At 26.0% G+C, this 26612-nt stretch carries 28 protein-coding genes and 1 pseudogene; 13 read left to right on the top strand and 16 right to left on the bottom strand.

The features are described from left to right. The 3 genes from HNR35_RS04955 to HNR35_RS04945 form a co-directional block, all read right to left on the bottom strand. Positions 1 to 1026 (bottom strand): DUF871 domain-containing protein (locus HNR35_RS04955; RefSeq protein ID WP_183224335.1); only part of this gene is annotated, 1026 nt, incomplete at its 3' end. A gap of 1 nt (position 1027) precedes the next feature. Beyond that, on the bottom strand, positions 1028 to 1354 hold the full coding sequence (locus HNR35_RS04950) for a PTS sugar transporter subunit IIB (protein WP_183224333.1): 327 nt from the start codon (positions 1352 to 1354) through the stop codon (positions 1028 to 1030). An 8-nt stretch (positions 1355 to 1362) separates the two neighbouring features. Continuing rightward, positions 1363 to 1710, bottom strand: coding sequence for a PTS sugar transporter subunit IIA (locus tag HNR35_RS04945; RefSeq protein WP_012664825.1), 348 nt, complete (start codon positions 1708 to 1710; stop codon positions 1363 to 1365). Positions 1711 to 1909: 199 nt separating this feature from the next. Here HNR35_RS04945 and celB point away from each other — a divergent pair, with 199 nt between their 5' ends. The 3 genes from celB to HNR35_RS04930 all read left to right on the top strand — a co-directional run bounded on the left by celB (position 1910) and on the right by HNR35_RS04930 (position 5382). Beyond that, the gene (gene celB / locus HNR35_RS04940) at positions 1910 to 3232 is read left to right on the top strand and encodes a PTS cellobiose transporter subunit IIC (protein ID WP_012664824.1); all 1323 of its coding nucleotides are present in this window, start codon (positions 1910 to 1912) and stop codon (positions 3230 to 3232) included. A gap of 271 nt (positions 3233 to 3503) precedes the next feature. After that, positions 3504 to 4853 carry a telomere resolvase ResT gene (gene resT / locus HNR35_RS04935; RefSeq protein WP_183224331.1) on the top strand — a complete coding sequence of 450 codons (1350 nt, stop codon included), beginning with the start codon at positions 3504 to 3506 and terminating at the stop codon, positions 4851 to 4853. A gap of 82 nt (positions 4854 to 4935) precedes the next feature. Then, complete coding sequence (locus HNR35_RS04930) at positions 4936 to 5382, top strand: hypothetical protein (RefSeq protein WP_012664822.1); 447 nt, start codon at positions 4936 to 4938, stop codon at positions 5380 to 5382. Here the strand turns inward: HNR35_RS04930 and HNR35_RS04925 are convergent. The 3 genes from HNR35_RS04925 to HNR35_RS04915 all read right to left on the bottom strand — a co-directional run bounded on the left by HNR35_RS04925 (position 5366) and on the right by HNR35_RS04915 (position 8940). After that, positions 5366 to 5647: an acylphosphatase gene (locus HNR35_RS04925; RefSeq protein WP_183224329.1), complete on the bottom strand. Its 282-nt coding sequence runs from the start codon at positions 5645 to 5647 to the stop codon at positions 5366 to 5368. The genes HNR35_RS04930 and HNR35_RS04925 overlap by 17 nt on opposite strands. Positions 5648 to 5735: 88 nt before the next feature. Beyond that, a complete protein-coding gene (locus HNR35_RS04920; protein WP_012664849.1) occupies positions 5736 to 7364 on the bottom strand; it encodes a PTS transporter subunit EIIC in 1629 nt (542 codons plus the stop codon). Between the two features lie 331 nt (positions 7365 to 7695). After that, entirely contained in the window at positions 7696 to 8940 is a 1245-nt protein-coding gene (locus HNR35_RS04915) for an ankyrin repeat domain-containing protein (protein WP_183224327.1), read from the bottom strand. Between the two features lie 101 nt (positions 8941 to 9041). Here HNR35_RS04915 and HNR35_RS04910 point away from each other — a divergent pair, with 101 nt between their 5' ends. Continuing rightward, complete coding sequence (locus HNR35_RS04910; RefSeq protein WP_183224325.1) at positions 9042 to 9590, top strand: hypothetical protein; 549 nt, start codon at positions 9042 to 9044, stop codon at positions 9588 to 9590. Positions 9591 to 9600: 10 nt separating this feature from the next. Here HNR35_RS04910 and HNR35_RS04905 read toward each other — a convergent pair whose 3' ends face one another. Next, on the bottom strand, positions 9601 to 10296 hold the full coding sequence (locus tag HNR35_RS04905; protein ID WP_183224323.1) for an ImmA/IrrE family metallo-endopeptidase: 696 nt from the start codon (positions 10294 to 10296) through the stop codon (positions 9601 to 9603). A gap of 46 nt (positions 10297 to 10342) precedes the next feature. Between HNR35_RS04905 and HNR35_RS04900 the strand changes: the two genes are divergently transcribed. The 4 genes from HNR35_RS04900 (at position 10343) to HNR35_RS04885 (ending at position 14227) form a co-directional block, all read left to right on the top strand. Further along, the gene (locus HNR35_RS04900) at positions 10343 to 10855 is read left to right on the top strand and encodes a hypothetical protein (RefSeq protein WP_012664845.1); all 513 of its coding nucleotides are present in this window, start codon (positions 10343 to 10345) and stop codon (positions 10853 to 10855) included. Next, the gene (locus HNR35_RS04895; protein WP_183224321.1) at positions 10830 to 11333 is read left to right on the top strand and encodes a hypothetical protein; all 504 of its coding nucleotides are present in this window, start codon (positions 10830 to 10832) and stop codon (positions 11331 to 11333) included. The genes HNR35_RS04900 and HNR35_RS04895 overlap by 26 nt, the downstream gene beginning before the upstream one ends. A gap of 74 nt (positions 11334 to 11407) precedes the next feature. Continuing rightward, a complete protein-coding gene (locus HNR35_RS04890; protein WP_183224319.1) occupies positions 11408 to 12763 on the top strand; it encodes an NCS2 family permease in 1356 nt (451 codons plus the stop codon). 108 nt (positions 12764 to 12871) lie between these two features. Then, positions 12872 to 14227, top strand: a complete 1356-nt coding sequence (locus HNR35_RS04885) for an NCS2 family permease (RefSeq protein WP_183224317.1) — start codon at positions 12872 to 12874, stop codon at positions 14225 to 14227. A gap of 430 nt (positions 14228 to 14657) precedes the next feature. Here HNR35_RS04885 and ospC read toward each other — a convergent pair whose 3' ends face one another. Beyond that, complete coding sequence (ospC, locus tag HNR35_RS04880; protein ID WP_183224316.1) at positions 14658 to 15296, bottom strand: outer surface protein OspC; 639 nt, start codon at positions 15294 to 15296, stop codon at positions 14658 to 14660. A 257-nt stretch (positions 15297 to 15553) separates the two neighbouring features. Between ospC and guaA the strand changes: the two genes are divergently transcribed. The 3 genes from guaA (at position 15554) to HNR35_RS05910 (ending at position 18560) form a co-directional block, all read left to right on the top strand. Continuing rightward, on the top strand, positions 15554 to 17089 hold the full coding sequence (gene guaA, locus HNR35_RS04875; protein WP_183224314.1) for a glutamine-hydrolyzing GMP synthase: 1536 nt from the start codon (positions 15554 to 15556) through the stop codon (positions 17087 to 17089). Between the two features lie 24 nt (positions 17090 to 17113). Then, positions 17114 to 18325 carry an inosine-5'-monophosphate dehydrogenase gene (guaB, locus tag HNR35_RS04870; protein ID WP_183224312.1) on the top strand — a complete coding sequence of 404 codons (1212 nt, stop codon included), beginning with the start codon at positions 17114 to 17116 and terminating at the stop codon, positions 18323 to 18325. A gap of 106 nt (positions 18326 to 18431) precedes the next feature. Beyond that, entirely contained in the window at positions 18432 to 18560 is a 129-nt protein-coding gene (locus HNR35_RS05910) for a hypothetical protein (RefSeq protein ID WP_012664837.1), read from the top strand. 52 nt (positions 18561 to 18612) lie between these two features. Here the strand turns inward: HNR35_RS05910 and HNR35_RS04865 are convergent, their stop codons facing one another. Beyond that, the gene (locus tag HNR35_RS04865; RefSeq protein WP_183224310.1) at positions 18613 to 20205 is read right to left on the bottom strand and encodes a peptide ABC transporter substrate-binding protein; all 1593 of its coding nucleotides are present in this window, start codon (positions 20203 to 20205) and stop codon (positions 18613 to 18615) included. 304 nt (positions 20206 to 20509) lie between these two features. Then, positions 20510 to 20704 (bottom strand): annotated as a pseudogene (locus tag HNR35_RS05955) (zinc ribbon domain-containing protein); the annotation flags it as partial. Between the two features lie 259 nt (positions 20705 to 20963). Between HNR35_RS05955 and HNR35_RS04855 the strand changes: the two are divergent. Further along, a complete protein-coding gene (locus HNR35_RS04855) occupies positions 20964 to 21452 on the top strand; it encodes an oligopeptide permease-like protein (protein WP_183224308.1) in 489 nt (162 codons plus the stop codon). A 271-nt stretch (positions 21453 to 21723) separates the two neighbouring features. On the opposite strand, the gene HNR35_RS04850 is transcribed toward HNR35_RS04855, so the two are convergent. The 5 genes from HNR35_RS04850 to HNR35_RS04830 all read right to left on the bottom strand — a co-directional run bounded on the left by HNR35_RS04850 (position 21724) and on the right by HNR35_RS04830 (position 25656). After that, positions 21724 to 22272 (bottom strand): chromosome replication/partitioning protein, encoded by a 549-nt coding sequence (locus HNR35_RS04850; RefSeq protein WP_183224306.1) that lies wholly within the window; start codon positions 22270 to 22272, stop codon positions 21724 to 21726. Between the two features lie 65 nt (positions 22273 to 22337). After that, positions 22338 to 23099 carry a ParA family protein gene (locus tag HNR35_RS04845; RefSeq protein ID WP_183224304.1) on the bottom strand — a complete coding sequence of 254 codons (762 nt, stop codon included), beginning with the start codon at positions 23097 to 23099 and terminating at the stop codon, positions 22338 to 22340. Next, positions 23075 to 23593 (bottom strand): DUF226 domain-containing protein, encoded by a 519-nt coding sequence (locus tag HNR35_RS04840; RefSeq protein ID WP_183224302.1) that lies wholly within the window; start codon positions 23591 to 23593, stop codon positions 23075 to 23077. Before HNR35_RS04840 ends, HNR35_RS04845 begins: the two co-directional genes overlap by 25 nt. After that, a complete protein-coding gene (locus tag HNR35_RS04835) occupies positions 23583 to 24497 on the bottom strand; it encodes a plasmid maintenance protein (RefSeq protein WP_183224300.1) in 915 nt (304 codons plus the stop codon). The genes HNR35_RS04840 and HNR35_RS04835 overlap by 11 nt, the downstream gene beginning before the upstream one ends. Before the next feature lie 130 nt (positions 24498 to 24627). Beyond that, positions 24628 to 25656, bottom strand: coding sequence for a hypothetical protein (locus HNR35_RS04830; RefSeq protein ID WP_183224298.1), 1029 nt, complete (start codon positions 25654 to 25656; stop codon positions 24628 to 24630). A 141-nt stretch (positions 25657 to 25797) separates the two neighbouring features. Here HNR35_RS04830 and HNR35_RS04825 point away from each other — a divergent pair, with 141 nt between their 5' ends. After that, on the top strand, positions 25798 to 26424 hold the full coding sequence (locus HNR35_RS04825) for a hypothetical protein (protein ID WP_183224296.1): 627 nt from the start codon (positions 25798 to 25800) through the stop codon (positions 26422 to 26424). Between the two features lie 21 nt (positions 26425 to 26445). Here the strand turns inward: HNR35_RS04825 and HNR35_RS04820 are convergent. Further along, a partial coding sequence (locus HNR35_RS04820) for a phospho-sugar glycosidase domain-containing protein (protein WP_183224294.1) occupies positions 26446 to 26612 on the bottom strand: 167 nt, incomplete at its 5' end.

Here is a 26612-nt window from a genome sequence, read left to right as displayed (position 1 = left end):
TATTTTCCCAACTACGTTTGTAAGACCATTATTTGGGGTATCTTTTAGTGATATTTGAAGTTCTCCCGCATAGCCCAAATATTTGGAAGAGTCTATTAAGATATCTCCCTTTTTAATTTCATTTGTAGAATGTACAGGAAATTTTTTATTATTGTAGTATACCCTTGGCATAGTTGATCGAATTCTATAAGAATTAATATCTCCTCTATTAAAATGTAAATTTTCAAGTATTATTTCTTTTTCTACTGAAGTTGCTTTTGGATTTATGTCTGCTTTGAGCTCTAAAACGTTTCTGTTTATTTTTGATACTTTTTTTAGTTCTGTTTCACTCGGAAAACAATTAGAAATTAGGACAGTGTCTATTCCTTCTTTGAAAAGGTCTTTTGCTTGGGTTTCTATATCTTTAGATCTATGTGATTCTAGTGTAGGAACACCTTCTTTTTCTTTTCCTCGTGCACATTCTTCTGCATTATTAGAGCTAATGAATGCAGCTGTTGGAATTGAATAATGTTTGAATATTTTTGTTGTTTCTTTAAAGAAAGTTCTTGAAAGTCCTGTGTATTTGTGGGGATAAAAATTATGACACCCAAGCAAATTTTTTATATTGGGCTTGAAATACATTATTGTGTCAATATGTTTATTTATATTACTTATGTTAAGTTGAATCTTAAGGTCAGAATCGTTAAAAGTCATTAATGATTCTTCAATGCCTGTAAATGTATTGTCTAATCTGATTGCCCAAGCACCAAGTTTTTTAAAATAATCTAGTTTTGTACAATTTCTAAGATTTGAAAGATCGATTTCTAGTTCTTTGAAAATTTTAGGACTTACATCAATAATAGGTTTCATTCCATTCTTATTTGCAACATTGAGTAATTCTTTGAACACGTCAAATTCATTCCCGTTAATATAGAGCAAAGAGGTAAATACTTGAGTAAATCCAAAATGAGCACTTTTTTCAAGATATTCAATAATTTTCTTTTTATCGCTTACATTAGGGTATATAGATATTCCAATTTCTTTCATTTTAACCTTCTTTAAAAGAACTTTTATTCTTAAGTGCATTAATTGCAAGTTGTAATACTTTTTCTCCATTCATTGTTCCGTAATCGATTGTGTTAATTATTTCTATTGGAATTCCTTTGGGTTTTGTGATTTCTTCAAGTCTGTTTTTATTAAATCTAGATTGTGGTGCAAGCAAAACAACATCAAAGCGGTCAATAACTTCACTAAGTCGTGTTTCAGCAATAGCTTCAATTTTTGCATTTATATTGTGTGCTTTGGCATATTTTTCAATTCTTTGTACCAGCATACTTGTGGACATTCCAGCTCCACATACAAGTAGTATGTTCATATTTTCTCCTATTTTTTTATTTCATTTATTATTTTGTAAACATTGATTAATTCTTCAAAAATGCTTAATTCTGAAATTGCAGACATTAAATGATCTTCAGCATGAATTAAAATAAAAGGCGTTTTAACAGAGTCTGGATTAGTGGCTGATTGTTGTATTATTTCTCTATGTGTTTCATGAGCCTTTGCAATAGAATTTTTACTTTCTTGTATAGTAAGTGCGGCTTTTTCATAGTCTTTGTTTTTAGCGTATTCTAAAGCTTCTCTTAGAAAGCTTTTAGCTTCACCAGAGTAAGCTACAACAGGCATGCTTATTTTATCTATTAATTCTTCTATGCTGTATATCTTTTTATTCATATATAATGTATACTCCTTTTATTTGATAAATAATTAATACTTTTTAAATAAATCTTATAATATATTATATTATAAGATTTATTTAAAATAAATAATTTTATTTTAAATAAACCTTATAAGGATTTTGATATAATATTATTAATTAATAATAAGTTGTTAATTGTAATTTTTAATTAGTTTTTATTGGAGGATAGTTTTCATGAGTTTTCAGGATTTTATTGAAACTACTTTAGTTCCTATTGCTAGTAAAATTGGTTCAAATAAGTATTTAATTGCTTTAAGAGATGGTTTTACCTTTTCTATGCCCTTTTTGATAGTTGGTTCTTTTATTTTACTTTTAGTTAATTTACCCCTTACAGATTCTCAAACATTATTATATCAACAATGGTATGTGGATTTAATGGCTAAATATAAAGGAAATCTTGTTCAGCCATTTTATGTAAGCATGGGGATTATGTCTATATTTGTTGTTTTCGGTATTGGTTACAACTTATCTAATCATTACAAACTTAGTGGGATTACAGGAGGATTTTTATCTCTTTATACGTTTTTAATTTTAGCTGGGCAATCGGATTGGATACCTTATGGTGGTGATACTGCTAAATGGGGAATTCAACCTAATTCATGGTTTCCTGTAATTGATGCAAGATATTTTAGTGCTCAAGGGGTATTTACAGCTATTATTTCTGCTATTTTTTCTGTTGAAGTTTATAAATTTTTAGTTCAAAGAAATATGGCAATTAAACTTCCAGACTCTGTTCCGCCCGCTGTTTTAAAATCTTTTGAAGCTTTAGTTCCTGTTATTGTACTTTCAATTGTAGCTCAAAGTGTTAATATTGCTATTCAAAGCTCAGTAGGAAGCCTTTTCCCCGAAATCATTATGAGTGTGTTTAGGCCTGTTTTGAGAGTTAGCGATACTTTAGTTGGGACTTTAATGATTGCTTTTGTTGTTCATACTTTATGGTTTTGTGGTCTTCATGGTACGAATGTTATTGTTGCTCTGCTTAATCCCATAACTCTGACAAATCTTGATTCTAATATTAGGGCTCTTTCTGAGAATCTTCCGCTTCCTCATATTTTAGCGGGGGGATTTCTTGATTCGTTTGTATATATTGGTGGTGCTGGTGCAACTTTAGGGCTTGTTATTGCCATGATGTTTAGTAAATCTCAACATCTAAAAGCTATAGGTAAACTTTCATTTGCTCCTGGTCTTTTTAATATCAATGAACCTATTATGTTTGGAGCACCAATAGTTTTAAATCCCATATTAGGTATTCCCTTTTTACTTATTCCTATGTTTAATATAATTGTTGCATATACTCTTACTAATTTTGGAATTATTGAAAAAGTAAGAACCTTGACTCCATGGACAACACCTGCTCCTATTGCGGCTTTTTTATCTACAGGACTTGATATTAAATCTTTTGTTCTGGTTTTATTATTATTGATTATTTCAGTATTTATGTATTTACCCTTTATAAAAGCATATGATAAGGTTCTGCTTTTACAGGAAAAAGAATAGTGAATTTTTTGAATTGCTATTACAAAACTTGTGATAAAAATATCAAAGAGCTATTTATAAATAGCTCTTTGATAGGCAATAAAATAATTTATTTAAAACTTGTATTTCATTGATTTATATTTTAAGCAACTATAGCAACTCAAATATTAACTGTTATGGATGTAGCACAAGCATAATATTTTATGATTTAACCCAATAAATAGGCATCTTTTTAAGAAATCAGAATTTTTAGCTTAGCTAAAAATTTTAAACTTGTTATAATTGAATTAGCATGTCTCCAAAAGTGAAGATAAAAAATGATTTTGAGATATTTAGAAAAGAATTAGAAATTTTATATAAAAAATATCTTAATAATGAGATTTCGTATATAAAATTAAAAGAAAAAATAAAAATTCTTGCAGAGAATCACAAAGCTATTCTTTTTAGAAAAGATAAATTTACAAATCGTTCAATAATATTAAATCTTTCGAAAACCCGTAAAATAATTAAAGAATATATCAATCTTTCAGTAATTGAAAAACTTAGAAAAGACAATACTTTTTTATTTTTTTGGAAATCAAAAAAAATAAAAGAATTAAAAAATATAGGAATTAAAGATCAGGGGAAAATAGAAGAGTTGATATTTTTAAATCAACTTAATAATGAAAAACCTTATTTTCAATATTTTATAGATTTGTTTGTAACTCCAAAATGGTTAAATGATTATGCTCATAAATATAAAATTGAAAAAATTAATAGCTATAGGAAAGAGCAAATATTCGTTAAAATTAATTTAAATACCTATATTGAAATAATTCAGCTTTTATTAAATCAAAATCGAGATATTAGGTTGAAATTTTATGGAGTTTTAATGGCAATAGGTCGTCGTCCTGTTGAAGTAATGAAGCTTTCTAAATTTTATATCGCAGATAAAAACCATATTCGTATGGAGGTTATTGCAAAAAAGCGAGATAATAATATTATTAATGAAGTTGTTTTTCCGGTTTTTGCGGATTCTGAATTAATAATTAATTCTATAAAAGAAATACGCTATATGGAACAAACCGAGAATCTTACCAAAGAGTTAATCTCTTCAAATCTTACATACAGTTATAATAGATTGTTTCGTCAAATTTTTAATAATATTTTTGCTCCCGAAGAATCTGTTTATTTTTGTAGGGCTATTTATTGTAAATTCTCTTATCTTGCATTTGCTCCTAAAAACATGGAAATGAATTATTGGATAACAAAAGTTTTAGGACACGAACCAAATGATATAACAACAGCCTTTCATTATAATCGGTATGTTTTGAATAATTTGGATGATAAGGCAGATAATAACTTATTAAAATTGCTTAATCAAAGAATTTATACATATGTTAGACGTAAAGCGACTTATTCTACTCTTACAATGGATCGTTTAGAAAATTTGATAAAAGAACATCGTATAGTTGATGATAATTATATTAAAACGTTGATTATAATTAAAAATTTAATGTTAAAGGATAATTTAGAAACTTTAGCTATGGTTAGAGGACTGAATGTTAAAATTCGCAAAGCTTTTAAAGCTACGTACGGATATAATTATAACTACATAAAACTTACAGAATACTTATCAATAATTTTTAATTATAAACTATAGTGTTTGTTTGAATTTTAATTACTGTTAGTACATTTTGAAAATATTAGGAAATATTTTCTTAATAAGATATTATATAATTGATATGAAAATAGGTCTTAATTATTTCTTTAAAAAAATTTTAAAATCTAATAACAATAGAACGATTTATGTTTCTTATCTTTATGATAAACTGGCTTCAGTTAAGCCAGCAGGAGATTGGCTTAAAATTTATTTTAAAGATTCCAAAAGGGGTAAAAAATATTTTATCCTTTTTAATAGGAATGGTTTAAATGGTAGTTTTATTTCATGTAGATTTTTAAAAACAGATTGTAATTATGGTCTTGATATTAAATTTTCTGATGGCAATTTGAATATCTTTTGTAGAGATAAGAAGTCTTTAGAATTTTTGAAATTTAAAACCGAACATTTTTTTAAAGCTGCTTTGGTTTATCCTAAGAATAACAATTCTTATGTAAGTAATGTTAAGCTAAGGGCTAAAAAAGTTAAGATACTTGTTAAACAAGAAATAAGTTCTAATAATAAATTTTAAATTTGTTAAATTGAAAGGGATAGTTTTCATCTAAAGTTTTTTTTTCAATGTTTTCAATGCTTGAATACTTGTTCCCATTTTTTAATAAATTTTCAAATTTTTTTATTTGTTCTTTAGTGTTAAAGAAAGCTACAATTTCTACCCTTCCATCGTTTAGATTTTTTACAAATCCTTTTAATTTCATATTATTTGCTATTTGCTCTGTAAAAAATCTAAACCCAACGCCTTGTACTTTGCCAGAAATAAAATATTGTTGTTTATACATTATTACCTTCTTTGCATATAATTTATCCAATAGAAAAATTATATAATTTTTCTATTGGATTAGCTGTTTTTATTTTTTTTAAAAAATTTTACATAAGCTTATCGATTTCCATTTTTATGTTATCGGATAATCCTCCAAATACAATTTGTACGCTATTTCCTTTTTTTAATATTCCACTAGCACCTAGATTTTTGAAATAGGCATCTGATTTAATGAATTCTATTTGTTTTAGATTAACTCTTAGTCTTGATGCACATGCATCAAGATATGTAATATTATCTTTTCCTCCAAGACCTTCTAATACTTTTGAAGCAGTTTCTGATAAATTTGTTTTTTCTGAAATTATTTTATCTTTTTCCATTTCTTCATCTTCTCTTCCAATTGTTTTAAGATCGAATTTCATAATTACAAATTTAAATATAAAGTAAAATCCAATAAAGTAGAAGATTCCTAAGATGGGAATTGCTATCCAATTTGTTTTGCTATTTCCCTGAAGTATTCCAAATAGAAACATATCTATAAATCCTCCAGAAAAAGTTAGTCCAACTCCCACATTTAAAAGGTGTGTTAAAAGATATGCCAATCCAAAAAGAGGAACATATATAAAGTAATAAAGTGCTGGTGCTGCAAAAAGGAATGCAAATTCAAGAGGTTCTGTAATTCCTGTTAACATTGATGTAAAGCTAGCAGATAGTAGTAATGAAGCTACGTTTTTTTTATTTTCAGGTTTTGATGTGTGGTACATAGCAAGCGCAGCTCCAGGTAATCCAAAAATCATAACAACAAATTCTCCGCTAAAAAATCTTGTTCCCTTTGCAACTTCGAAGTGTATAGTATTGGTATCTGCGAGTTGTCTAAAGAATATATTTTGTGCTCCTGATACGAGTTCTCCATTTATTTCCAATGTTCCACCAACAGCTGTTTGCCAAAATGGCAAGTAAAATATATGGTGAAGTCCAAATGGAATTAGAGATCTTTTTATTGCTCCATATGCAAATGTTCCAAAAAGCCCAGATTGTTCTACAATTTGTCCAAAAGAAGTCATTGCACCTTGAACAAAAGGCCAAATAAATGTTAAAAATATTCCTACTACAAACATGGTTATTGTAGTTATGATTGGCACAAATCTTGTGCCCCCAAAAAATGCTAAAAATGTGGGTAATTGAATATTATAGAATCTGTTATGAAGAAAAACAGCAACAAATCCTGCTACCAGTCCCCCCATTACGCTCATTTGAAGAGAGAATATTCCAAGTACATTTGTATATTCTTGGCTTTTTGCAGTTGCAGCTGTTTCAGGCATTCCTAATTCTAATAGTGCTTTTAAGCTTGCACTTTCTGGTGTGATTCCTTGTATGTACAAGATTCCATTTATAGTTTGGTGCATAACTAAAAAGCCGACTACTCCTGCTAAAGCAGCTGTTCCTTTTTCTACTTTGGCAAGTCCAATTGGAATTGCTGCTGCAAACATTAAAGGCAAGTTAGCAAAAATTACTTCTCCTGTATATTTCATAAGATAAAGTATTGAGCTTGCTACAGTTCCTTTCCCAAGTACCCCTTCTAATCCATAAGCCTGAATCATTGTTTCGTTAGTAAATGCTCCCCCGATTCCCAATAAAATTCCGGCTGCTGGTAAAAGTGCTATAGGAAGCATAAAAGCTTTTCCTATTTTTTGTAATATTGTAAATATAGATATAGATGCGGATGATGTTGACATAATTTTCCCCTTTTTATTAAATCCAAATTAATTAATTAAAATAATTAATTTGAATAATACGCTTAATATCTTAACAATATTTTTTAATCTTGTAAATATTACACGTTGAATAAATGTGGTTATTAAATTACTGACTGTAAAATTTTGTATTTCTAAAAAGTGTTAAAGATTAGCTTCAATTTGGTTTCATGCTATTTATTATTAAAGTATGGGTTGTAAGCTTTTTCCCATTAGCAATTATTTCAAATTAAATTTAGAGCTTAGTGGGTCGGATCAATTTGGTTTAAAATGTTATTTTAGTGCTCGACTAATTAAATTAGTATGGACAAAGTTAAATGTCGATTAAATATTTGTAGATTTCACTAGTTTTATCAGAGTAATCTATGGGGAGTTTATTTTCGCTGTCTTTGATACTTGGGTTGGCACCTTTTTTGATAAGGGATTTAATAAATTTTAATTCGTATTTTTGAATTATGGCATTATGAAGAGCCGTTTGAGAACTTTGATTTGTTAAATTAATATTAAATTCTTTTGTTATTAAATAATTTATAATATTTTTTGCTTTTACTTTTATGGCATAAGTAAATATTGGATTGCCGTTCGAAAATATTGTATTCAATGAAAAAATATTATTATTTTTTTCTAAAAATTCTTTAAAATCATCAAGTTTATCATTTTCAGTTAAATGTTGTAGTTGCTTTTTTTTCTCAATATATAAACCATATTCTTTTTTAATTTTTATCATTTTGAGAAAATTGTCTTTATTCTCTTGTAAGTCTATGTAATAAGGGCTAGTCTCTATATTATTTTTATAATATTCTATGGGAATGATAGTATTGTTTTCATCAAGATAGTAAATGTTTATTAGTTCCTTGAAGTATATATTTTTATTTTCTTGGAGTATGTCAAATCTAACTTTGTAGCTTTCAAATTTTTTAAAGGGAATTAAATTGTAATTTTGATCGTAAAATAGTAATTCTGTTATTTGTCCGTTTGTATTTTTTATAACAGGAATAATATTCCCATTTACATCGATACTTATTGCTGTATTTTCTCCGTCTAGAATAGGTAATTTATATTTATTGTAAATAGGAGTAATATTTTCTGTTATTTGTTCTAATCTTTTTTTAATTTCTGAATTTGTTGCTTTGACGTAATTTTTATAATTTGTTTGAATTTCATAAGAACTTTTGCCTATGTTTTTAGCGTGTTTTTCAAAGCTAGCATTAAATACTGTGTATATTGGATCAAATTTTGACATCAATTCCATTCTTATTGGTACTGGAAAATTTAGCAGATATTTTTGAAAAAATTGTTCGTTTATCTTATGTATTTCAAGAAATTCTTTTTCAAAAATATTAAAATTTTCTAATAACTGCTTTTCAGTAAAATAATAAGATAGATTTGAGCTGATAATAAAAAGAGTAAAAAAAGTTAAATAATATAAAAAGTATAAATTTTTTAATTTGTTTTTGATTTTATTTCTTAAGTTTTTATTGAAAATAGTAAAAGATATAAATCCAATAACAAGGTATCCAGAATATAGAAATATTTTGCTTAGTGCATAATAACTCATTTTACATCCTTTTAAAGTTTATTTTTACATTATATCAAAATATTTCTATATTTTTATTTACTTTACTTTATTTTATTAAAAGCATACAATTAAAGCATTAAATGAAGAAGTTTTTAATTCCCTTTTATTTTTTACTTTATGGTTGTTCAACTATTTCTTTGGTTAAAATACCAGAAAAAGATAAAATAAATTTAACTGTTTTAACATCCTTAATGAATTATCCTGATTTAAAAATTTCAAATTTTAAAATAAAAGACTATGAGCATTTACATCGTTCATCTAATTTTGAAATTTTAAACAATATTAAAAATAGTTCTTATATTTACATTGATGAATCTAATTACAATAGCAATATTAATCTTATTAAAGATCTTTTTATTTATAATAAGAGATTATATGGAATACTTATTGCTTATAGCTTGACTCAAGGTGCGTCTTTTAAGGCAGAAGTTTTATCTTATCTTGAAAAACAAAAAATTATGAAAAATTTTTTATTAAAAATAAATTTTCCAACTGCTAAGAAATTTATTGATAATAAGTATTGGATTATAATTGCAAAAACCCATTTAGACTCTCTTATTAAGAGTAAAGATTATTTGCTTTTAGCCAATGTAAAGATGGAATATATACTCAAAAAGTTTTTAACTTAAAAAGAACTTTTTACTCTAAATCTTCAAATATTTTTTTAATTCGTTCTTTTTTTTCAAGTTCATATTTTTCCAAATCAAGAGCTATTGATTCTTTAATTTTATCTGTATTGTGCAGGTACATATTAGTTTCTATTTTATTTTTTGTGTTTTTAATTTTTAAAAATTTTTTACTCTTTTTTATTTTATCTACTTTGCTAAGGTCATTAAGTATGCTTAATTTTAAATAAATTGTATTTTCGGTTACTTGAAATTCTTTTGCTATTGTTTTTTGAGGGTACTCTTTAGATTTATATTGAGACAATTTTAATTTTAATGTTGTTGTTGGAACTAAAATGTTTGCTGCGAATATATTGGCCTCTGTTGCCATTTGACTATCTTGAATATCAGTATAGTAGTTTTCATTTTTAGATAGATTTTTAATTTGCTCTTGATGCATCAAATAATGCCCAAGGTGTTTTGCTATTGTAAATCTTTTATTTTCAAGGCTCATGTTTTCATTTATATATAAAGATTTTTCATTTAATTGAAGATATCCTGAAAAATCTTTATGTTTATTTTGAAAACCTATTTCAAAAATTTTAAGATTTTCACCCATAGCAATTTTTATTATAGGAACAGGAATAAGTAGTATTTTATGTTTTAATATTATATAATCCGAATAAACTTTAGAATTTTCAATATAAGAGCTGAAGTTGTTTTCATTCATTTAATATAAATACTCTCCTTTCTGTATTGTATAATATAAGTTGATTATGAAATATAGTTTTTCTTTGATTTTAATGGTTTTTATTTTTTCTTCTTGCAAGATTTTGAATATTGCTGAAGATTTAGAAAAGAATTTTGAAAAAATCGAAAGAGCAGATTATTTTCTTTATTTTTATCCAGATAGTCAAATCTACATTAAAAAAGATAAATCTAGTAATAAATTTACTGTTTTTTTAAATGTTATGCTTGACTCAAATTTAAATTTTACTAAAGGTTATTTGAAATTAATTCAAGACAATAAATATATTGGAAGTATTGCCATTTCTAAGGTGGTTAGCATTGGAAATTTTAAATTTTTATACATTAATCTTGATAAAAATAATTTCAAGCTTATGTCAAAAGCTTTAACTCCTTACAAAAAGTTAGTCTTTTTATTTAATGATGATTCTTTTCAAGTTTGGACTAAGGACACCTTGCAATATGATCCAAGATTTATTGATGTTAATTTTAAGAATACAAAAAATACTCTAGAATATGCATTTAAAAATAAAATTTTATAAGAAAACTAGCATATTATTGACTGCCTTGAAAATTTGTAAAAAATATTTATTACTTTTTTATTTAATACTTTTAACATTGTCTTGTTCTACAATCTCGTTTAGTGGTATTCCTGAATTAAAAAAAGATTCTAAATATATTAAATTAATTCAAGAAAATAATAAAATTTCTTTAAGACATTATTTTACTATTTCTAATAAGTGGAATTTAAGGTACAAAGAGCCTTTATTTTTAAAAGTTGGGAATGATATAATTGCCTTGTTTTTATTCAATCGTCACAAGTTGGTTGATCATAAGTATATTCAAACCTTTTTTAGCGTTGGAAAAGATATTTCTTTAAAAGCTTATTTAAAGCTTATTAAAGCTAGAAAATTTGTTATTACAAATAGTTCTGAAAGAGTTATTAAAACTATTGTATTTTCGAACTTGCCTGACAGTGAAAATATTCTTTTCCAAAATATTATGATTAATAAGATTTAATAGATCTTCAAAAAGAATTAAAGGGTTAATGGTTATTATTTAAAATATTTTTAAACAATAAAAAGGAAAATTTTATGGGAAAATATATAAAAGGTTTATATATTCAATTTAAAAACAACGATATTAACTATAAAAAGGAAGTTTTTGCAGGCATTACTACTTTTTTGAGTATGTCATATATTATAGCTGTTAACCCGGCAATACTATCTAACACAGGCATGCCAATTGGTGCGCTAGTCACTGCAACCTGTCTAACAGCAGCATTTTCTACTATACTAATGGGGCTTTATACTAATACACCGCTAGCATTAGCTTCTGGAATGAGTTTAAATGCATTTTTTGCATTTTCTGTGGTAATTGGAATGAATATTCCTTGGCAAGTTGCATTAGCCGCTGTTTTTACCGAAGGACTAATTTTTATTCTCCTATCCTTTTTAAGAGTAAGAGAGCAAATCATAAATTCTATTCCAACAAATCTAAAATACTCTATCACAGTCGGAATAGGGCTTTTTATTGCTTTTATTGGTTTTGTCAATGGTGGAATCGTCATTAAAAATGATGCCACATTGGTTGGAATTGGATCATTTATTGACTTAAAAGTTTTATTTACATTTTTAGGACTATTTTTTATTGCAATTTTTGAAAAATTAAATGTACGAGGAAGCATACTTTGGGCAATTAGTATAGTTACTCTTACAGCTTGGATATATGCGGCATTTAATTTAGAAGGCGCCAAATCTATTGGAATACATCTTCCCAATGGTGTTTTAAGATTCGAATCTATTAGACCAATATTTAATCAATTAGATTTTTCTTATGTTTTAAGCGAACATTTTTGGACTTTTATATCAATAGTTTTTATTCTATTATTCAATGATTTATTTGATACTGTAGGTATTTTAATAAGTGTTACCACAAAAGGTGGTATGTTGGATAAAAACGGAAAAATTCCTAATGCAAAAAAAATATTACTAGTTGATGGTATTGCTACTACTTTTGGAGCAATAATGGGAGTTTCTACTGTTACTACTTATATTGAAAGTTTTACAGGAATTGCTGAGGGTGGTAAAACGGGTATTACTTCGATTGTAACCGGATTATTATTTTTAGTTGCAGTTTTTTTTGCTCCTCTTTTTATTGCTGTTCCTGCTAGCGCAACTGCTGCGGCTTTAATATATGTGGGATTTTCAATGTGTAGAGAACTAATAAAAATTGATTTCTCTAATATTAGAGAAAATATTTCTAGCTTTTTAATATTCTTTTTAATTCCTCTAACTTACAGTATTTCTTCGGGATTTTTTGTTGGGGCAATGTTTTACGTTTTAGTAAATTTATCATTTAATCTTTTTAGCAAAGAAAAGATTAAGATTTCTCCTGTAATGCTAATATTGTGTTTAATTTTTATTATTAAGTTTATTTATGGTTATTAATATTTTCATGAAATTTAATTTATCACCACATTTTGTTAGTAGATTAAATTTGATCGATGGCGCCGGTTTTGTTTTTGATATAAAATAAAATTTAAGGAGTAATTTGTAATGAATCAATTCAAAGAAACATTGTTATTTCAATTTAAAAATAAAACCATTGATTATAAAAAAGAAATTATCGCAGGTATTACTACTTTTTTGAGCATGGCATACATAATAGCTGTTAATCCGGCAATATTATCTAGCACGGGTATGCCAATTGGTGCATTAGTTACTGCCACCTGCTTAACATCAGCATTTTCTAGCATATTAATGGGACTTTATACTAATACCCCTATTGCACTAGCACCAGGTATGGGGCTTAATGCATTTTTTGCATTTTCTGTAGTAATTGGAATGAATATTCCTTGGCAAGTTGCATTAGCTGCTGTTTTTACTGAAGGGCTAATTTTTATTGTATTATCTCTATCAAGGGCTCGAGAAAGTATTGTAAATTCTATACCAGTAAATTTAAAATACTCTGTCACAGTTGGAATAGGGCTTTTTATTGCTTTTATTGGCTTTGTCAATGGTGGGATCATCATTAAAAATGATGCTACATTGGTTGGAATTGGATCATTTATTGACTTTAAGGTTTTATTTACATTTTTAGGATTATTTTTTATTGTAATTCTTGAACAATTAAATATACGGGGAAGTATACTTTGGGCAATTTGTTCAGTTACTGCCATAGCCTGGATATATGCAATTTTTAATCCAGAAAGCGCAGTTGCAGCTGGTATACGTTTTCCAGACGGAATTTTAAGATTCGAATCTATTAAACCAATATTTAATCAATTAGATTTTTCTTATGTTTTAAGTGAACATTTTTGGAGCTTTATTACAATTGTATTAGTATTACTGTTTAACGATTTATTTGATACCTTAGGTACTTTAATAGCAGTAGCAGCAAAAGGTAATATGTTAGACAAAAACGGAAAAATTCCCAATGTTGGCAAAATATTTTTAATTGATGCCATTTCTACTACCGTTGGAGCAATAATAGGAGTGTCAACTGTAACAGCATACATTGAAAGTTGCACAGGAATAGAAGAAGGCGGGAAAACTGGACTTACGGTAATAGTAACGGGAATAATGTTCTTTATTGCAATATTCCTTTCACCATTATTTATTGCTGTTCCTGCTAGTGCAACTGCTGCAGCACTAATATATGTAGGATTTTCAATGTGTAGAGAAATAATAAAAATTAATTTCTCTAATATAAGAGAAAATGTTTCTAGTTTTTTAATACTTTTTTTGATTCCCTTAACATACAATATCTCTTCAGGAATAAGCATTGGAATAATATTTTATGTTTTAATAAATATAATACTTAATTTATTGGAAAATAAAAAAAATAAAATCTCTCCAATAATGATAATACTGTGTATAGTTTTTATTATTAAGTTTATTTATGGTTATTAACTGATTTGCTATTTATAAAAAAAATTTAAAATTTGTACTTTTAAAAAACTAATTATAAATTATGAAGAAAGTTTGTATTATTAAAATATTCTATCTATTGAGCAACTTTATAGAAGCCCACATAAAACCAAAAAACTCTTATTGTCCTTAAAATAAATTTGCTAAAACTGTTAGGTCTTCAAAATCAAAATTTTGTAATCTCTAAATCAAATTACTGTCTAATTTTTTATATTTAGAACACTTAAATTTAAGGCTATTGCGACTTTTGAAATAAGTTTTATTCTTAAAGACTTAAAGATAAAATCATTTAATCCTTATTTAAAATGAATTTTTAAAAAATAGAAAAATAAAAGTCAAGAAATATTTCTTGACTCTATATTGACTTTATTTTTCCAATTACTTTTTTAAAATATTATAATATTGATCTTGATTAAGGTTTTTTTGGAGTTTCTGCCGCAACAGGACTTGTAAGCTCTTTAACTGAATTGGCTAATGCTGCTTTAGCTGCTTTTGACAAGCTTTCTACTGATTCAAATAAACCTTTAAATTCTTTAGCACCCTTGTCGTCAGGCGCATTTGTTTTTAAAATAGCCGCTTTTGCATGATCATCAGTAGTAGCACCATTTACCGCTCCAAGATCAGCGTGACTAAGCTTTAGTTTATTAGTAAAGTCTTCGGAACATTTCTTAGCCTTTGCAATTTCCGCCTTTAATTCTTCTGAATTTTTCAATTTACTCAATTTATCTGTTATTAGAGTTGATATTGCATAGACTCCTGCTAACAATGATCCGTTTTGATTCTGTAAAGCACCTAAACCACTATTTTGATCTATTTTTTGGCCAATAGCTTTCTTAGCAAGCTCATCTATAGATGAAACCAAAGTCTCAACTTCTTTCACAGCCAGTACAAATGTGTTAGAATCTGTAATTTTTTTACTTATTTCTGCAAGATTAGGTCCCTTAGCAGGCTCATCAACAGGCTTAGTAGATGTAGAATCCCCACCTGAATTATTACAAGATATAAATAAAAATAAAGTCATTAATATTGCACTTAATGTATTCTTTTTCATTAATTTGTGCCTCCTTTTTATATGAATTATTAGTTCAACAATTTTTCTTTTCAATTTTTTATATAAAAAAAATAATTTTTCAAGAGCAATATTTTAAATAATTTTTCAGATTGATTTATTGAAAAATTATTTAAAATATTACAAATAAATTAAGACAATTTATTTGTAAGGTTGACAGAAACAAAGCTAAATATGCTACAATTAAACGAAATGCGCTTTAATAATAAAAAAACTTTTATTCATTTTAAGGACTTATAATGAATGTTCGTGCAATACTTATATTAGATTTTGGATCCCAATATAGTCAGCTAATTGCAAGAAGAATTAGAGAAATTGGTGTTTATACAAAAGTAATACCTTACCATACGCCTTTAAAAGAAATTAAAAATATGAACATCGCAGGAATAATATTAAGTGGGGGTCCCTCTTCTGTTTACTCAAAAGAAGCTCCTACATTGGACATGGAAATTTTTAATTTAAAAATACCTGTTTTAGGTATATGTTATGGAATGCAATTAATTGTTAAATTATTTGGTGGTTTAGTATCTAAAGACCTTAAACAAGAATATGGGGGTTCTGAAATCTTTTTAAAAGATGAAAAATCTCTTTTATTTTCAGAACTTCCAAACAAATTTCAAATTATTATGAGTCATGGAGATAGTATTGAAAAAATTCCCAACAATTTCAAACAGTTAGCTTTTACAAAAAATTGTATTGCTTCTATATCAAATGAAGCTCAAAAAATTTATGGTCTACAATTCCATCCAGAAGTAACTCATTCTGAATTTGGGGATCAAATACTTAAAAATTTTGTTTTTAAAATTTGCAAAGCTCAAACTAATTGGTCATTAAAGAGCAATATAGAAACTATTGTAGAAAAAATTAAGCTCAAGGTGGGTAGTAAAAAGGTTATTTTGGGATTTTCCGGTGGTACAGACTCTTTGGTTTGTGCATTACTTATAAAAAAAGCAATAAAAGAAAATTTGATCTGCGTTTTTGTAAACACCGGCCTATTGCGTAAAAATGAAGATAAAAAAATACTAGAATTAAATCAGCAATATGATTTAAATATAAAATATATTGATGCTTCTGCAAAATTCTTGAACCACTTAAAAAATATAAGTGATCCTGAGGAAAAAAGAAAAATAATAGGAAAAGAATTTGTAAATGTTTTTGAAAAAATTACTTTAGAAGATCAAAATATAGAATATTTAGCACAAGGAACAATTTATTCCGATGTAATTGAATCTAAATCAAAAAATAACGCTTCTTCAAAAATTAAATCCCATCACAATGTAGGAGGACTCCCAGATAAGATGAGTTTAAAACTTTTAGAACCTTTAAATGAATTTTTTAAAGATGAAATAATTCAAATTGGAATAAATCTAGGTATTAAAAAAGAAGCACTTTATAGACACCCATTTCCAGGACCAGGACTAGCTATAAGAATAATTGGAGAAATAACACAAGAGAAGATAAATATCTTGCAAGAAGCAGACAATATTTTAACAGAAGAGCTTTTTATAAATGATTTATATTATGAAATAAGACAAGCATTTGTTGTATTGCTACCTATCAAATCTGTGGGCGTAATGGGAGATCAAAGAACATATGAATATACAGCTGTTATTAGATGTGTGAATACTCAAGATTTCATGACTGCAGAATGGACTGAACTTCCTTATAATTTTTTAAGAAAAGTTTCTTCAAGAATAATTAATGAAGTTAGAGGCGTAAATAGAGTTTGTTATGATATATCTTCTAAGCCTCCATCAACCATAGAATGGGAATAATAAAAACAATAAAAAGGAAAGTTTATGACAAACAAGATAATAAAAGAAGCTTTAACTTTTGATGATGTGTCTTTAATTCCAAGAAAATCCTCTGTATTGCCTAGTGAAGTTTGCTTAAAAACACAATTGACAAAAAATATATCCTTAAATATACCATTTTTAAGCTCTGCAATGGATACTGTTACAGAAAGCCGAATGGCAATAGCTATTGCTAAAGAAGGGGGAATAGGTATTATACATAAAAATATGTCAATAGAAGCTCAAAAAAAAGAAATAGAAAAAGTAAAGACATATAAAGCTCAAAAAACTAACAACAATAATAAGTATATAAATGAACAAGCAACCAAAATGTCTGCAAAAGAAGATCTAGAAGAACCCAAAATACACAAAAATGCAGAACACAAAGAAGATTTTCCTAATGCATGTAAAGATTTAAACAGTAGACTAAGAGTGGGGGCTGCTGTTTCCATTGATATTGACACTATAGAACGAGTTGAAGAGCTTGTAAAAGCACATGTAGATTTACTTGTCATAGACTCTGCCCATGGGCATTCTACAAGAATAATAGAGCTTGTCAAAACAATTAAAAACAAGTATCCAAACTTAGACCTTATTGCCGGCAATATAGTAACTAAAGAAGCTGCATTGGATTTAATCAATGCAGGAGCAGACTGTTTAAAAGTAGGAATAGGCCCAGGTAGCATATGTACAACAAGAATCGTTGCGGGAGTTGGTGTTCCCCAAATAACAGCAATCTGTGATGTTTATGAGGTTTGCAAAAACACAAATATTTGTATTATAGCAGATGGTGGAATTAGGTTTTCAGGAGATGTAGTTAAAGCCATTGCAGCAGGGGCTGATAGCGTAATGATAGGCAATCTCTTTGCGGGTGTAAAAGAATCTCCTTCAGAAGAAATAATTTACAATGGAAAAAAATTCAAATCTTACGTTGGAATGGGATCTATTACTGCCATGAAAAGAGGCTCTAAATCAAGATATTTTCAACACAATAACAATGAGCCTAAAAAATTAGTCCCTGAAGGAATTGAAGGCATGGTACCGTATTCTGGAAAATTAAAAGATATTTTGGTTCAACTAAAAGGTGGATTAATGTCCGGAATGGGCTATATAGGAGCAATTACAATATCTGATTTAAAAATAAATTCTAAATTTGTAAAAATAAGCCATTCTTCATTAAAAGAATCGCATCCTCACGATGTTTTTAACATGCCCTAAATATATAAAAATATTTGTTAAATTAAATAACCTCTCCTCTTTAAAATATTAAAATTTTGCATTATTCTTTGAAGAAAGAATAACCAACATTGGTAGGAGAGAAATAATGAAAAACATAATACTATCATCTGTTTTTGCAATACTTTTTCTAGCGTTAATGCACTCAGCGTTTATTTTATTGAAACATAATAATTCCAAAATAATTAAATTAATAAGAAATGAATTTTTAAAATAAAAATTCATTTCTTATTTTTGTTTATAGCCAAATCAAAAGATCTGGCTATAAATTATTTAATTGGTTTTATTTCAGATAAATCAAATCTTTCCGAAATGTTAGGCTCCCAACCTTTCCACTTATCGTTCCTAAAAAGATAACTAGAAGCATTTATATTAATAAATATAGCTGGAAAATCTCTTTCGATTATTATTGCCTCTGCTTTTTTTAGAATTTTTTGTCTTTCAAAAATATTACTTTCATGGTCTGATTTTATTAAAAGTTTATCATATTCAGAATTTGAATATCCATAAGATGAAAAAGCCGTGTTTTCGGTTTTAAAGATGCTTAAGAATGTCATAGGATCAGCATAATCTCCTGACCACCCCGATCTTATTATTTCGTAATTACCATTTACTCTGCTATTTATATATGTTGACCATTCTTCATTCTCAAACTGAACATTAATATTTAAATTTTTTTTCCACTGATTTTGAATAAATTCAGCAATTTTTCTCTGCCTATCATTTGTATTATACTTCGCTTTCAATAAAGGGAAATTCCTACCATTAGGATATCCTGCATCTACCAGAAGATTCTTAGCCATTTCAACATCAAATAAGCTTAAATTACTTTTGTAAGAGTAATCAATATAATCTGGGGTCGCTCTTCTTGTAGGAATAGAACTATCATTAAGAACACTCTCTGTTAAAGTTTTTCTATCAATAGCAAAAGATAGCGCTTTTCTAACTTTAACATTATCAAGCGGTTTTACTTTGGTATTCAAAGAATAAAAATAAGTTGAATTAATCCCCATTGAATAATAATCATCTCTAAGCTTAAGATCCTTAATTAAATCTGGCGGAACATTATTAAAAATTGCATCTAGTTCATCATTTAAATACATATTATAAGCTGTAATGCTATTATCTGTAATGAAAAATATAATATTATCAAGAACAACATCTTTAGATTTATAATACTTGTTATTTTTTTCAAGAATAACATTTTCATTTAAAACTCTAGATTTCAATTTGAAAGGACCGCTAACAACCATATTCTCAGGATTTGTCCATCTTTGCCCATATTTTTCAATAGTATGTACTGGTACGGGAATAAATGTTTGATGTGCTAACATGTCAAGAAAATATGGTTTTGGGGATTTTAGTGTTATTTCTAAAGTTTTCTCATCAAGAGCTTTAATTCCAAGAGCAGCGTCATTTACTTTACCATCAAAATACTCCTCTGCATTTTTTATAACAGACTTAACAATGTTAACAACAGATGAACCGGTTTCTTTATCTAAAATTCTAAGATAAGATTTTCTTATTCCTTCGGCAGTAATAGAAACACCATCGCTCCAGTAAAGATTATCTCTTAAATGAAACGTATAAACTAAGCCGTCATTAGAAATATCCCAACTTTTTGCAAGTCCCGGTCTGTACCCCCCAGTTCTGGGATCTCCATTTAAAATGCCAAGGAACATTTGACTTACAATCTTTGATCCAACCGTATCGTTTACCAGTTGAGCATCTAAAGTGGCGGGTTCACTTCCAATATTGAGCTTAAACACTAATTTGTTCCCACCAGTTTCCTTAACACAAGAAATAAGTAAGATTAGATTAAGAAATAATACCTCTCTTAATTTTTTTATCAATATTTTCATATCAAACATCCTTATAAGTTTTTATAAATTTAAATTTTGTCTATATTTTATTATATATGAAATTACATTTCATATTAACATTGTGAAATGCACTTAAAACATTCTTGAATTAAAAAACAACTATGGGTGTTTTGATTTTTCAGTTTTTATCCTTGCTATTTTAGGTGAAGGACTTTTCTTTTTTGAAGAAAGTTTTAAATACTAAGTTTAATTTACAAAAGTGAACTGCTATTCCTAAATCAAAGATTGTAGAAATATCTTCTTGTTTCATCCCATGATAGCTTTTTAGATTCTACAAGAACGGTCATCCACTAGATAACGGTCCACAAGCTTTACTTCTGGCAGTTCTTGCCTTAGTTTTTATTTCCTTATAATAATAAGCTTTAAGATTTAGAGCTGCATTTATATCTCTATCATGCAAAGTATTATAAATCCTACAAGTCCACCTAGTATCACTTAATTTCAGAGTTGTATTTTTAATGTGGCACTTGCTGCACAAGCTTAATAGATGTTAAATGTTCATAGATATTGAAATCAACTTTTAGTTTCTTAAAAATAGTTTTGTTAGTATTTAAAATGTTTACAAAGCTGATAAAAACCATTGAATATAATTTTTTTCAAAATTATATTCATAAAGTTTGTTTTTTCAAAAATCCAATTTAAAAAACATCAATTTTTTAAAATTGTTTGCAATGATCTAATAAAAAATATATCATTATGTTCATTAATCTATAATTTTTTTACCAAAGGAGAGGAATATGGAATTATGTCGAAATCAATTAAAATTTTTGGGATTTTTATTATTAATATCTTGCACTTCCTTAAACGTTGAGCATGATCAATTTGGAAAAACATTTAGAATATACCAAAGTTTAAACAAAAATGCAGAACTTAAAGGAGTTTTTAATTATAAAACAGGAATAACCAAAATAGTTTTATATACAAAGTTTAGGAACCATAGTATAACGGAACAAACTCCTTTATTATTACCAGATGGAACTAAAATCGAAGGAAGAATAAGTTATAAAAGAGATAATAACTATTTTTTTGGCAATTGGCTTAATTATTCCGCATTTGTTTTATCCAAGTCTTTATTAGAAAGGATGATAAAAGAAGAGGATGCTTCTTATAAGAATAATGAGGTTAAAATTAAAATTGGATTAGAAGATTTAAGCTTGAAAAAGTATAAAATTTTGGATTTCTTAGTAATGGTTGAATCAATCGAAAATAAAGATTATAAAAATTAATTTTTATAATCTTTATTGGTTTTTATTTCCTGTTCAAAATAATTATTTTTTTATAACATGTTTAATAAATATATAAATATAAGTCCTACTTTAATAATTTATAAAAATGACAAAGGCTACCATATTGGTAGCCAACTTATTATTCTAATCAAACAACAAGAGCGAGACATTGCATCTCAATCTATATAAATTATTATATAGTATTTTATTTTTTTGTAAAGTGTTTTTGAAACATTTTTTAAACAAAACACTACTTTATGAATTTAGAATATTATTTTTTGTTTTTTATATTTTCATATTTATTTTTAATATTTGTAAGTAATTTTTGATTGTTATAGTATATTTCTTTTAATAAAAAGCTAACAAAGTTAACATTTGATTTATAAAAAGCAAAGCTTTTTTCGTCTTCAATTTTTAGCTTAAAGGACCTATTTAGTATGCTTTTTGAAGTAGCTATGGTTCCATTTTTTTCTAGGATTTGTATAGCATAATATATTCCCTTTTTTAAAATTAATTCATAATTGATTTCACCACTATCAATTCCCGTTGCTAATTTCATATATCTATAAACAGTGGTTTTTGCCATATTATAATCTTTTATAAAATGATTAAAGCTTTTGTATTTATCTATAACGTAATATTTGTTATCGTTAATTTCTTTTAAAATTCGAGCTGTTTCAATTTTGTTATAAGATTCTTCTTTTATTAAAATTTTCAGTTTTTCTTTTAATTTTAAATACCTAAATTCTCTGGTTCTTTTTATTTCATTTTCATTGAGTTCAACTCTTTTAACAATTTCTATTTTTTTATTTAATTTCATTTGTTATTTTCTCCTGAGTATACTTTCAAATTAGTTCCATATGGAACTACTAGTTCCATATGGAACTAATTTGAAAGTATACTCAGGAAATTTTCAATTATATTTTCATAGGCTTTATGATAATCTTCGTTAACATTAAATTCTTCTCTATAAAAAATAGTTTTACGTAAATTATCTCTTTTTGGTACACTGCCTAAAAATTTCCCTTTATATTCACATTCAATAAATTTTTTGAGCTCTTTATCAATATTTTGTCTTTCAATAAATTTAGTTATTAAATAAAATGTTGGTAAATCTTTTCTAAAAAGATCATTAAGTCTACTGGTTATTAAATCTAAACTTTCAATTGCCCATTGATCTGTTGGTAATGGTATAATTAAATAGTCTGTGATTATTAAACTATTATTAAGTAAACTTCCTAATGTAGGTGCTGTATCCATTATGATAAAATCATATCTATTTTTAATAAAGCTTAAAAATATTTTAAGCAAATTTTCTTTTAATGAGATGCTTTCTTCATTGAATTTGCTTAAGTTTATATGACTTGCTATAAAGTCTATATTTTTATTTATTTTGATTATTGAATTTTCTATATCTATTTCTTTTTTAAGAACTTTATAGATGTTAATATTTTTTAAATTAAGATTTTTTTCTCTTATAGTATTAATATAAAAGCTTGTACTGCTTGCTTGTGGGTCTAAATCGATCAATAATATTTTATTATTTTTTTTTGAAATTATATTTGTGAACATTAATGCTGTTGTACTTTTACCAACGCCACCTTTAATTGATGCAATTGTTATTATTTTTGGTTTTTTCTTATCCAATTTAGTATTCCTTTATTATTTTCATATTTTTTATCATAAAACTTATATATTCTCTCTTCAATTTTTAAAGTTCTTTCTAAAAGAGATTTATAAAAAATTTTATTTTTATTTTTAGTTTTAGTTAATGTGTATAGACTTCTTAAATAACAAAAAACACTTCCTTTTTTAAATCTGAATTCCATATAAAAAATTTTTTTTAATCTTATGGTTTTTTTTGTCCCTTTTTCTGCATAGTTTATAATAAATGGTTTTGAAAGATTTATAAAGCCATAAAAAATTCCTAAAAATTTATCATTTTCTTTTATTGAAAATAAGTGAAAACTTTCGTATTTTTTATGGTTAAAGATGTTTCTTAGACATAACCAGAATTTTCCTTTTTTGGGTTTTGCTTCAAAATTATTTATCATACTAAAAATTTTAGTATGATAAATAATTTTGTTTTCTATTTTTTCAATTTTGTTGAAAAATTTTATTTTTGTTTCTTTATTTTTCATAAGATTTTTTTGATTTTATTAGATTTTTAATTAATGCAATAGCATTTTTTATATCATTTGGTTTATTAATTTGAGTTTCATTTTCAAATTTTATCTTTCTTTTTATTCTATTTTTATTTTTAAATTCTCTTATTAATTCATCAAAATCTGTATTTTTAAAATTTTTTGACATAAACCATACTTTATTTTTCTTTTTTTTTAAAGTTTTTTTAAAGAATTTTATTATTTTTGTTTCTTCGTATTCGTATAATTCTTCCATGAAATCCTTTAAATTCCATAATGAATTTTTATAGCTAATTTTGTTTTTTGTTATTTCTTTTATTTCCTCTAAATTTACCGATTTATGCTTTTTTTTGATTTCTTTTTCCAAGAAGTTTATCGTTTTCTTTAAATTTTGTTTTTTAATAGAGGTTTTAGAATTCTTATAATTTTTACTTATATTATCGCTTAATACATGTGAAGTTATTTGATATGAAATTTTGTATTTTTGAGATTCTTCTTTTATTTTAAATTTTTTTATTTCCTTGTTTTTTGATTTTTCATGTTTAATTTTTTTATTAATAAAATACGCTGTACTAATAATTTTTTTAGCGAATTTTTCAAGTGTTTTATTTATTGTATAGTAAGTAAAGCTGCCATTGTTTTTTCCAAGTGGATTAAAATGACTTTTAATTAATCCCAAATTTTCAAAAATTTTTATATCATTTTGTATTGTTCTTTTAGTAACCTTTTTAAACCCCTTTTTTTCCAATATAGAATTTGTCATGGCAACAACATTACTTAGAGAATACTTTTTTTTAGATATAAAATAATTAGCACCTAGTTTTTGGATGACCCAAAATATTTTCAATCTACGGTCTACTACTTTATTAAAAGACATCTTATTATTTATTAATTGATACACTTTAAACTCCTATCGTTTGATCTTTTATTGCATTAAGCATTGCAATTAATGATAATATACATATTAAAAAAAGTAAAGTTTTATTAGTAAATTTACAATCAAGTAGTTATACATTTTAGCTTATTAAAGCTTACCTATTTGATTGTAAATTTTTTATACAATGATCCACTTCTTTTAAAAATTTTAAAAGAAGTGGTTTATATATTTCAAATGTAAATTCTCCCTTTTCTCCGTAAGATTTTAATTTTAAAGTAATATCTTTTTCAATATTTTTTGCCAGCTCGATTATTTTTTGTGGACTTAATACTATATTTAATGTTTCTTTTATTGTTTTTGAATCTTTTAAAGTTCTTACAGGAGGTTCAATCTTTAATTTTCTATCATTTTCATCATAAATAGAGTTTAGAAAGCGCAGTTGATCAGAGTATAAGCTTAAATTTAAAAACAGGATATTTAAATTTTCACAGGGGTAATAATTTGCTATTACAAATGTTTCGTAAGTTTCCAAAGATGTGTTCGATTTTTCAAATAATTTAGGAATTTTCATACTATAGATGTAATAATTCTCTACTTCATTATATTCTGTTTTAAGCTCTGTTTTTTCAATTTCAATTTTTCGATTATCAATACGTTTTTGCAATATATTTTTAGATATTTTAGTTTCTTTATCAAAATCTGTTAAATATTCTAAAATATGCTCCTTATTAAATTTTATGCTATGCGATACATTCCAATTGTCCTGAAAGTCAATGTTAATATATTTTCCTATGCTTTTATCGTAAATGTGAGTTAGCAGATCTCTTGAATTAGTTAGTGAAATGTTAATAATGCTTTTATTAAAGCTGGATTTTACTTTAAGCTCTGCTTTATATTTTAGATAGTTAATTTTTTCTTCATTTATCAAAATGCTTTCAGGATTTATTTGTAATCCTTTTTTTTGAATGTAAATATTAACTTTAAAATTTTCTTTTTCTGTTAAAGGGTTATATATCCCCACGATAGATATTTTATTTCCATAATTTCTGCTTATTATTGAGTCTTCTTGAAATTTAAGTTTTCCTAATTTATGATTTGTATCATGTAGATTGAAATTACCATTTGAAATGGATTTACAACCTAAAATTAATAAAAATAAGGAAATGTATTTTAGGTATTTCATTTTTTATTCCTTAAGTGATTTTATATAAATGTAATTCTAGTGCAATAATTATATTCTTTTTGATTTTAATTATTGAATAATTTGTTATACTTTTTATGAAAGTTTTTCATTAATATTATTATATTTCATGAGAAATCTTAAATGAAAAAAAAGTTTAATTTTCTTTTTACCTTTATTCTTTTTTTATTTTCATGTAATATTAGTGCTTCTTCAATTTTTATTAAATCTTTAGATGAAGCAATAAAAATTGAGATTAGTTTATATGAATCGTTGGGAAATGGTAAATTTAAAACCGGTATTCATACTAAGGAATACTTTAATTCCATTAAAGATATTAATTATTATTCTTATTTTTTTATTTTAGATAAATTTAATAATAATATTGTAATGAAATTGGCTTTAAATTCTAAAAAAGCAAGTTTATTAACATATAATTTTGGCATTATTTTTGATAATAAATTTAAATTGACAATTTCTAATTTAAATTCAAATGAACCCGAATTTAACGTTATTAATAGTTTTAATAAAAAAAATGTTGAAAAAAATATTAATAGCAATATTCAAAATGTTGCCACTATTATTTTTAATTTGGATGATATAAAAGCTATTAATCGTGACTTTGAACTTAAAAACTATATTGACGATCTTAATTCTGCTACTAATGAATTTATATATTTTCTTGACACGTCTAAAAATTTCGATTTAAGAGAGTCTTACATTAATGTCTATTATTATGTATTTAAAGCAATTGAAAAATTTTTACAATAAATACACTATTAAAAAGTTTATTTATTTATTTTCTATTATTTTGAATTTTTCCCAAGGTTCTATTTTTTCAAGCAGATATAATTCGTCATTGACTATTTTCCCAACTACGTTTGTAAGACCATTATTTGGGGTATCTTTTAGTGATATTTGAAGTTCTCCCGCATAGCCCAAATATTTGGAAGAGTCTA

Origin of the sequence: Borreliella spielmanii, from assembly GCF_014201705.1 — a bacterium.
Classification (GTDB): domain Bacteria; phylum Spirochaetota; class Spirochaetia; order Borreliales; family Borreliaceae; genus Borreliella; species Borreliella spielmanii.
Note: the sequence above shows the minus strand (reverse complement) of the source record. Positions and strands in the feature narration are given on the sequence as shown.

What these genes read in the sequence shown, in the direction of transcription:
- HNR35_RS04950 (WP_183224333.1), bottom strand. Translation starts at nt 1,354, where the DNA reads ATGAACATACTACTTGTATGTGGAGCTGGAATGTCCACAAGTATGCTG.
- HNR35_RS04945 (WP_012664825.1), bottom strand. Translation starts at nt 1,710, where the DNA reads ATGAATAAAAAGATATACAGCATAGAAGAATTAATAGATAAAATAAGC.
- celB (WP_012664824.1), top strand. Translation starts at nt 1,910, where the DNA reads ATGAGTTTTCAGGATTTTATTGAAACTACTTTAGTTCCTATTGCTAGT.
- resT (WP_183224331.1), top strand. Translation starts at nt 3,504, where the DNA reads ATGTCTCCAAAAGTGAAGATAAAAAATGATTTTGAGATATTTAGAAAA.
- HNR35_RS04930 (WP_012664822.1), top strand. Translation starts at nt 4,936, where the DNA reads ATGAAAATAGGTCTTAATTATTTCTTTAAAAAAATTTTAAAATCTAAT.
- HNR35_RS04925 (WP_183224329.1), bottom strand. Translation starts at nt 5,647, where the DNA reads ATGTATAAACAACAATATTTTATTTCTGGCAAAGTACAAGGCGTTGGG.
- HNR35_RS04920 (WP_012664849.1), bottom strand. Translation starts at nt 7,364, where the DNA reads ATGTCAACATCATCCGCATCTATATCTATATTTACAATATTACAAAAA.
- HNR35_RS04915 (WP_183224327.1), bottom strand. Translation starts at nt 8,940, where the DNA reads ATGAGTTATTATGCACTAAGCAAAATATTTCTATATTCTGGATACCTT.
- HNR35_RS04910 (WP_183224325.1), top strand. Translation starts at nt 9,042, where the DNA reads ATGAAGAAGTTTTTAATTCCCTTTTATTTTTTACTTTATGGTTGTTCA.
- HNR35_RS04905 (WP_183224323.1), bottom strand. Translation starts at nt 10,296, where the DNA reads ATGAATGAAAACAACTTCAGCTCTTATATTGAAAATTCTAAAGTTTAT.
- HNR35_RS04900 (WP_012664845.1), top strand. Translation starts at nt 10,343, where the DNA reads ATGAAATATAGTTTTTCTTTGATTTTAATGGTTTTTATTTTTTCTTCT.
- HNR35_RS04895 (WP_183224321.1), top strand. Translation starts at nt 10,830, where the DNA reads ATGCATTTAAAAATAAAATTTTATAAGAAAACTAGCATATTATTGACT.
- HNR35_RS04890 (WP_183224319.1), top strand. Translation starts at nt 11,408, where the DNA reads ATGGGAAAATATATAAAAGGTTTATATATTCAATTTAAAAACAACGAT.
- HNR35_RS04885 (WP_183224317.1), top strand. Translation starts at nt 12,872, where the DNA reads ATGAATCAATTCAAAGAAACATTGTTATTTCAATTTAAAAATAAAACC.
- ospC (WP_183224316.1), bottom strand. Translation starts at nt 15,296, where the DNA reads ATGAAAAAGAATACATTAAGTGCAATATTAATGACTTTATTTTTATTT.
- guaA (WP_183224314.1), top strand. Translation starts at nt 15,554, where the DNA reads ATGAATGTTCGTGCAATACTTATATTAGATTTTGGATCCCAATATAGT.
- guaB (WP_183224312.1), top strand. Translation starts at nt 17,114, where the DNA reads ATGACAAACAAGATAATAAAAGAAGCTTTAACTTTTGATGATGTGTCT.
- HNR35_RS05910 (WP_012664837.1), top strand. Translation starts at nt 18,432, where the DNA reads ATGAAAAACATAATACTATCATCTGTTTTTGCAATACTTTTTCTAGCG.
- HNR35_RS04865 (WP_183224310.1), bottom strand. Translation starts at nt 20,205, where the DNA reads ATGAAAATATTGATAAAAAAATTAAGAGAGGTATTATTTCTTAATCTA.
- HNR35_RS04855 (WP_183224308.1), top strand. Translation starts at nt 20,964, where the DNA reads ATGGAATTATGTCGAAATCAATTAAAATTTTTGGGATTTTTATTATTA.
- HNR35_RS04850 (WP_183224306.1), bottom strand. Translation starts at nt 22,272, where the DNA reads ATGAAATTAAATAAAAAAATAGAAATTGTTAAAAGAGTTGAACTCAAT.
- HNR35_RS04840 (WP_183224302.1), bottom strand. Translation starts at nt 23,593, where the DNA reads ATGAAAAATAAAGAAACAAAAATAAAATTTTTCAACAAAATTGAAAAA.
- HNR35_RS04830 (WP_183224298.1), bottom strand. Translation starts at nt 25,656, where the DNA reads ATGAAATACCTAAAATACATTTCCTTATTTTTATTAATTTTAGGTTGT.
- HNR35_RS04825 (WP_183224296.1), top strand. Translation starts at nt 25,798, where the DNA reads ATGAAAAAAAAGTTTAATTTTCTTTTTACCTTTATTCTTTTTTTATTT.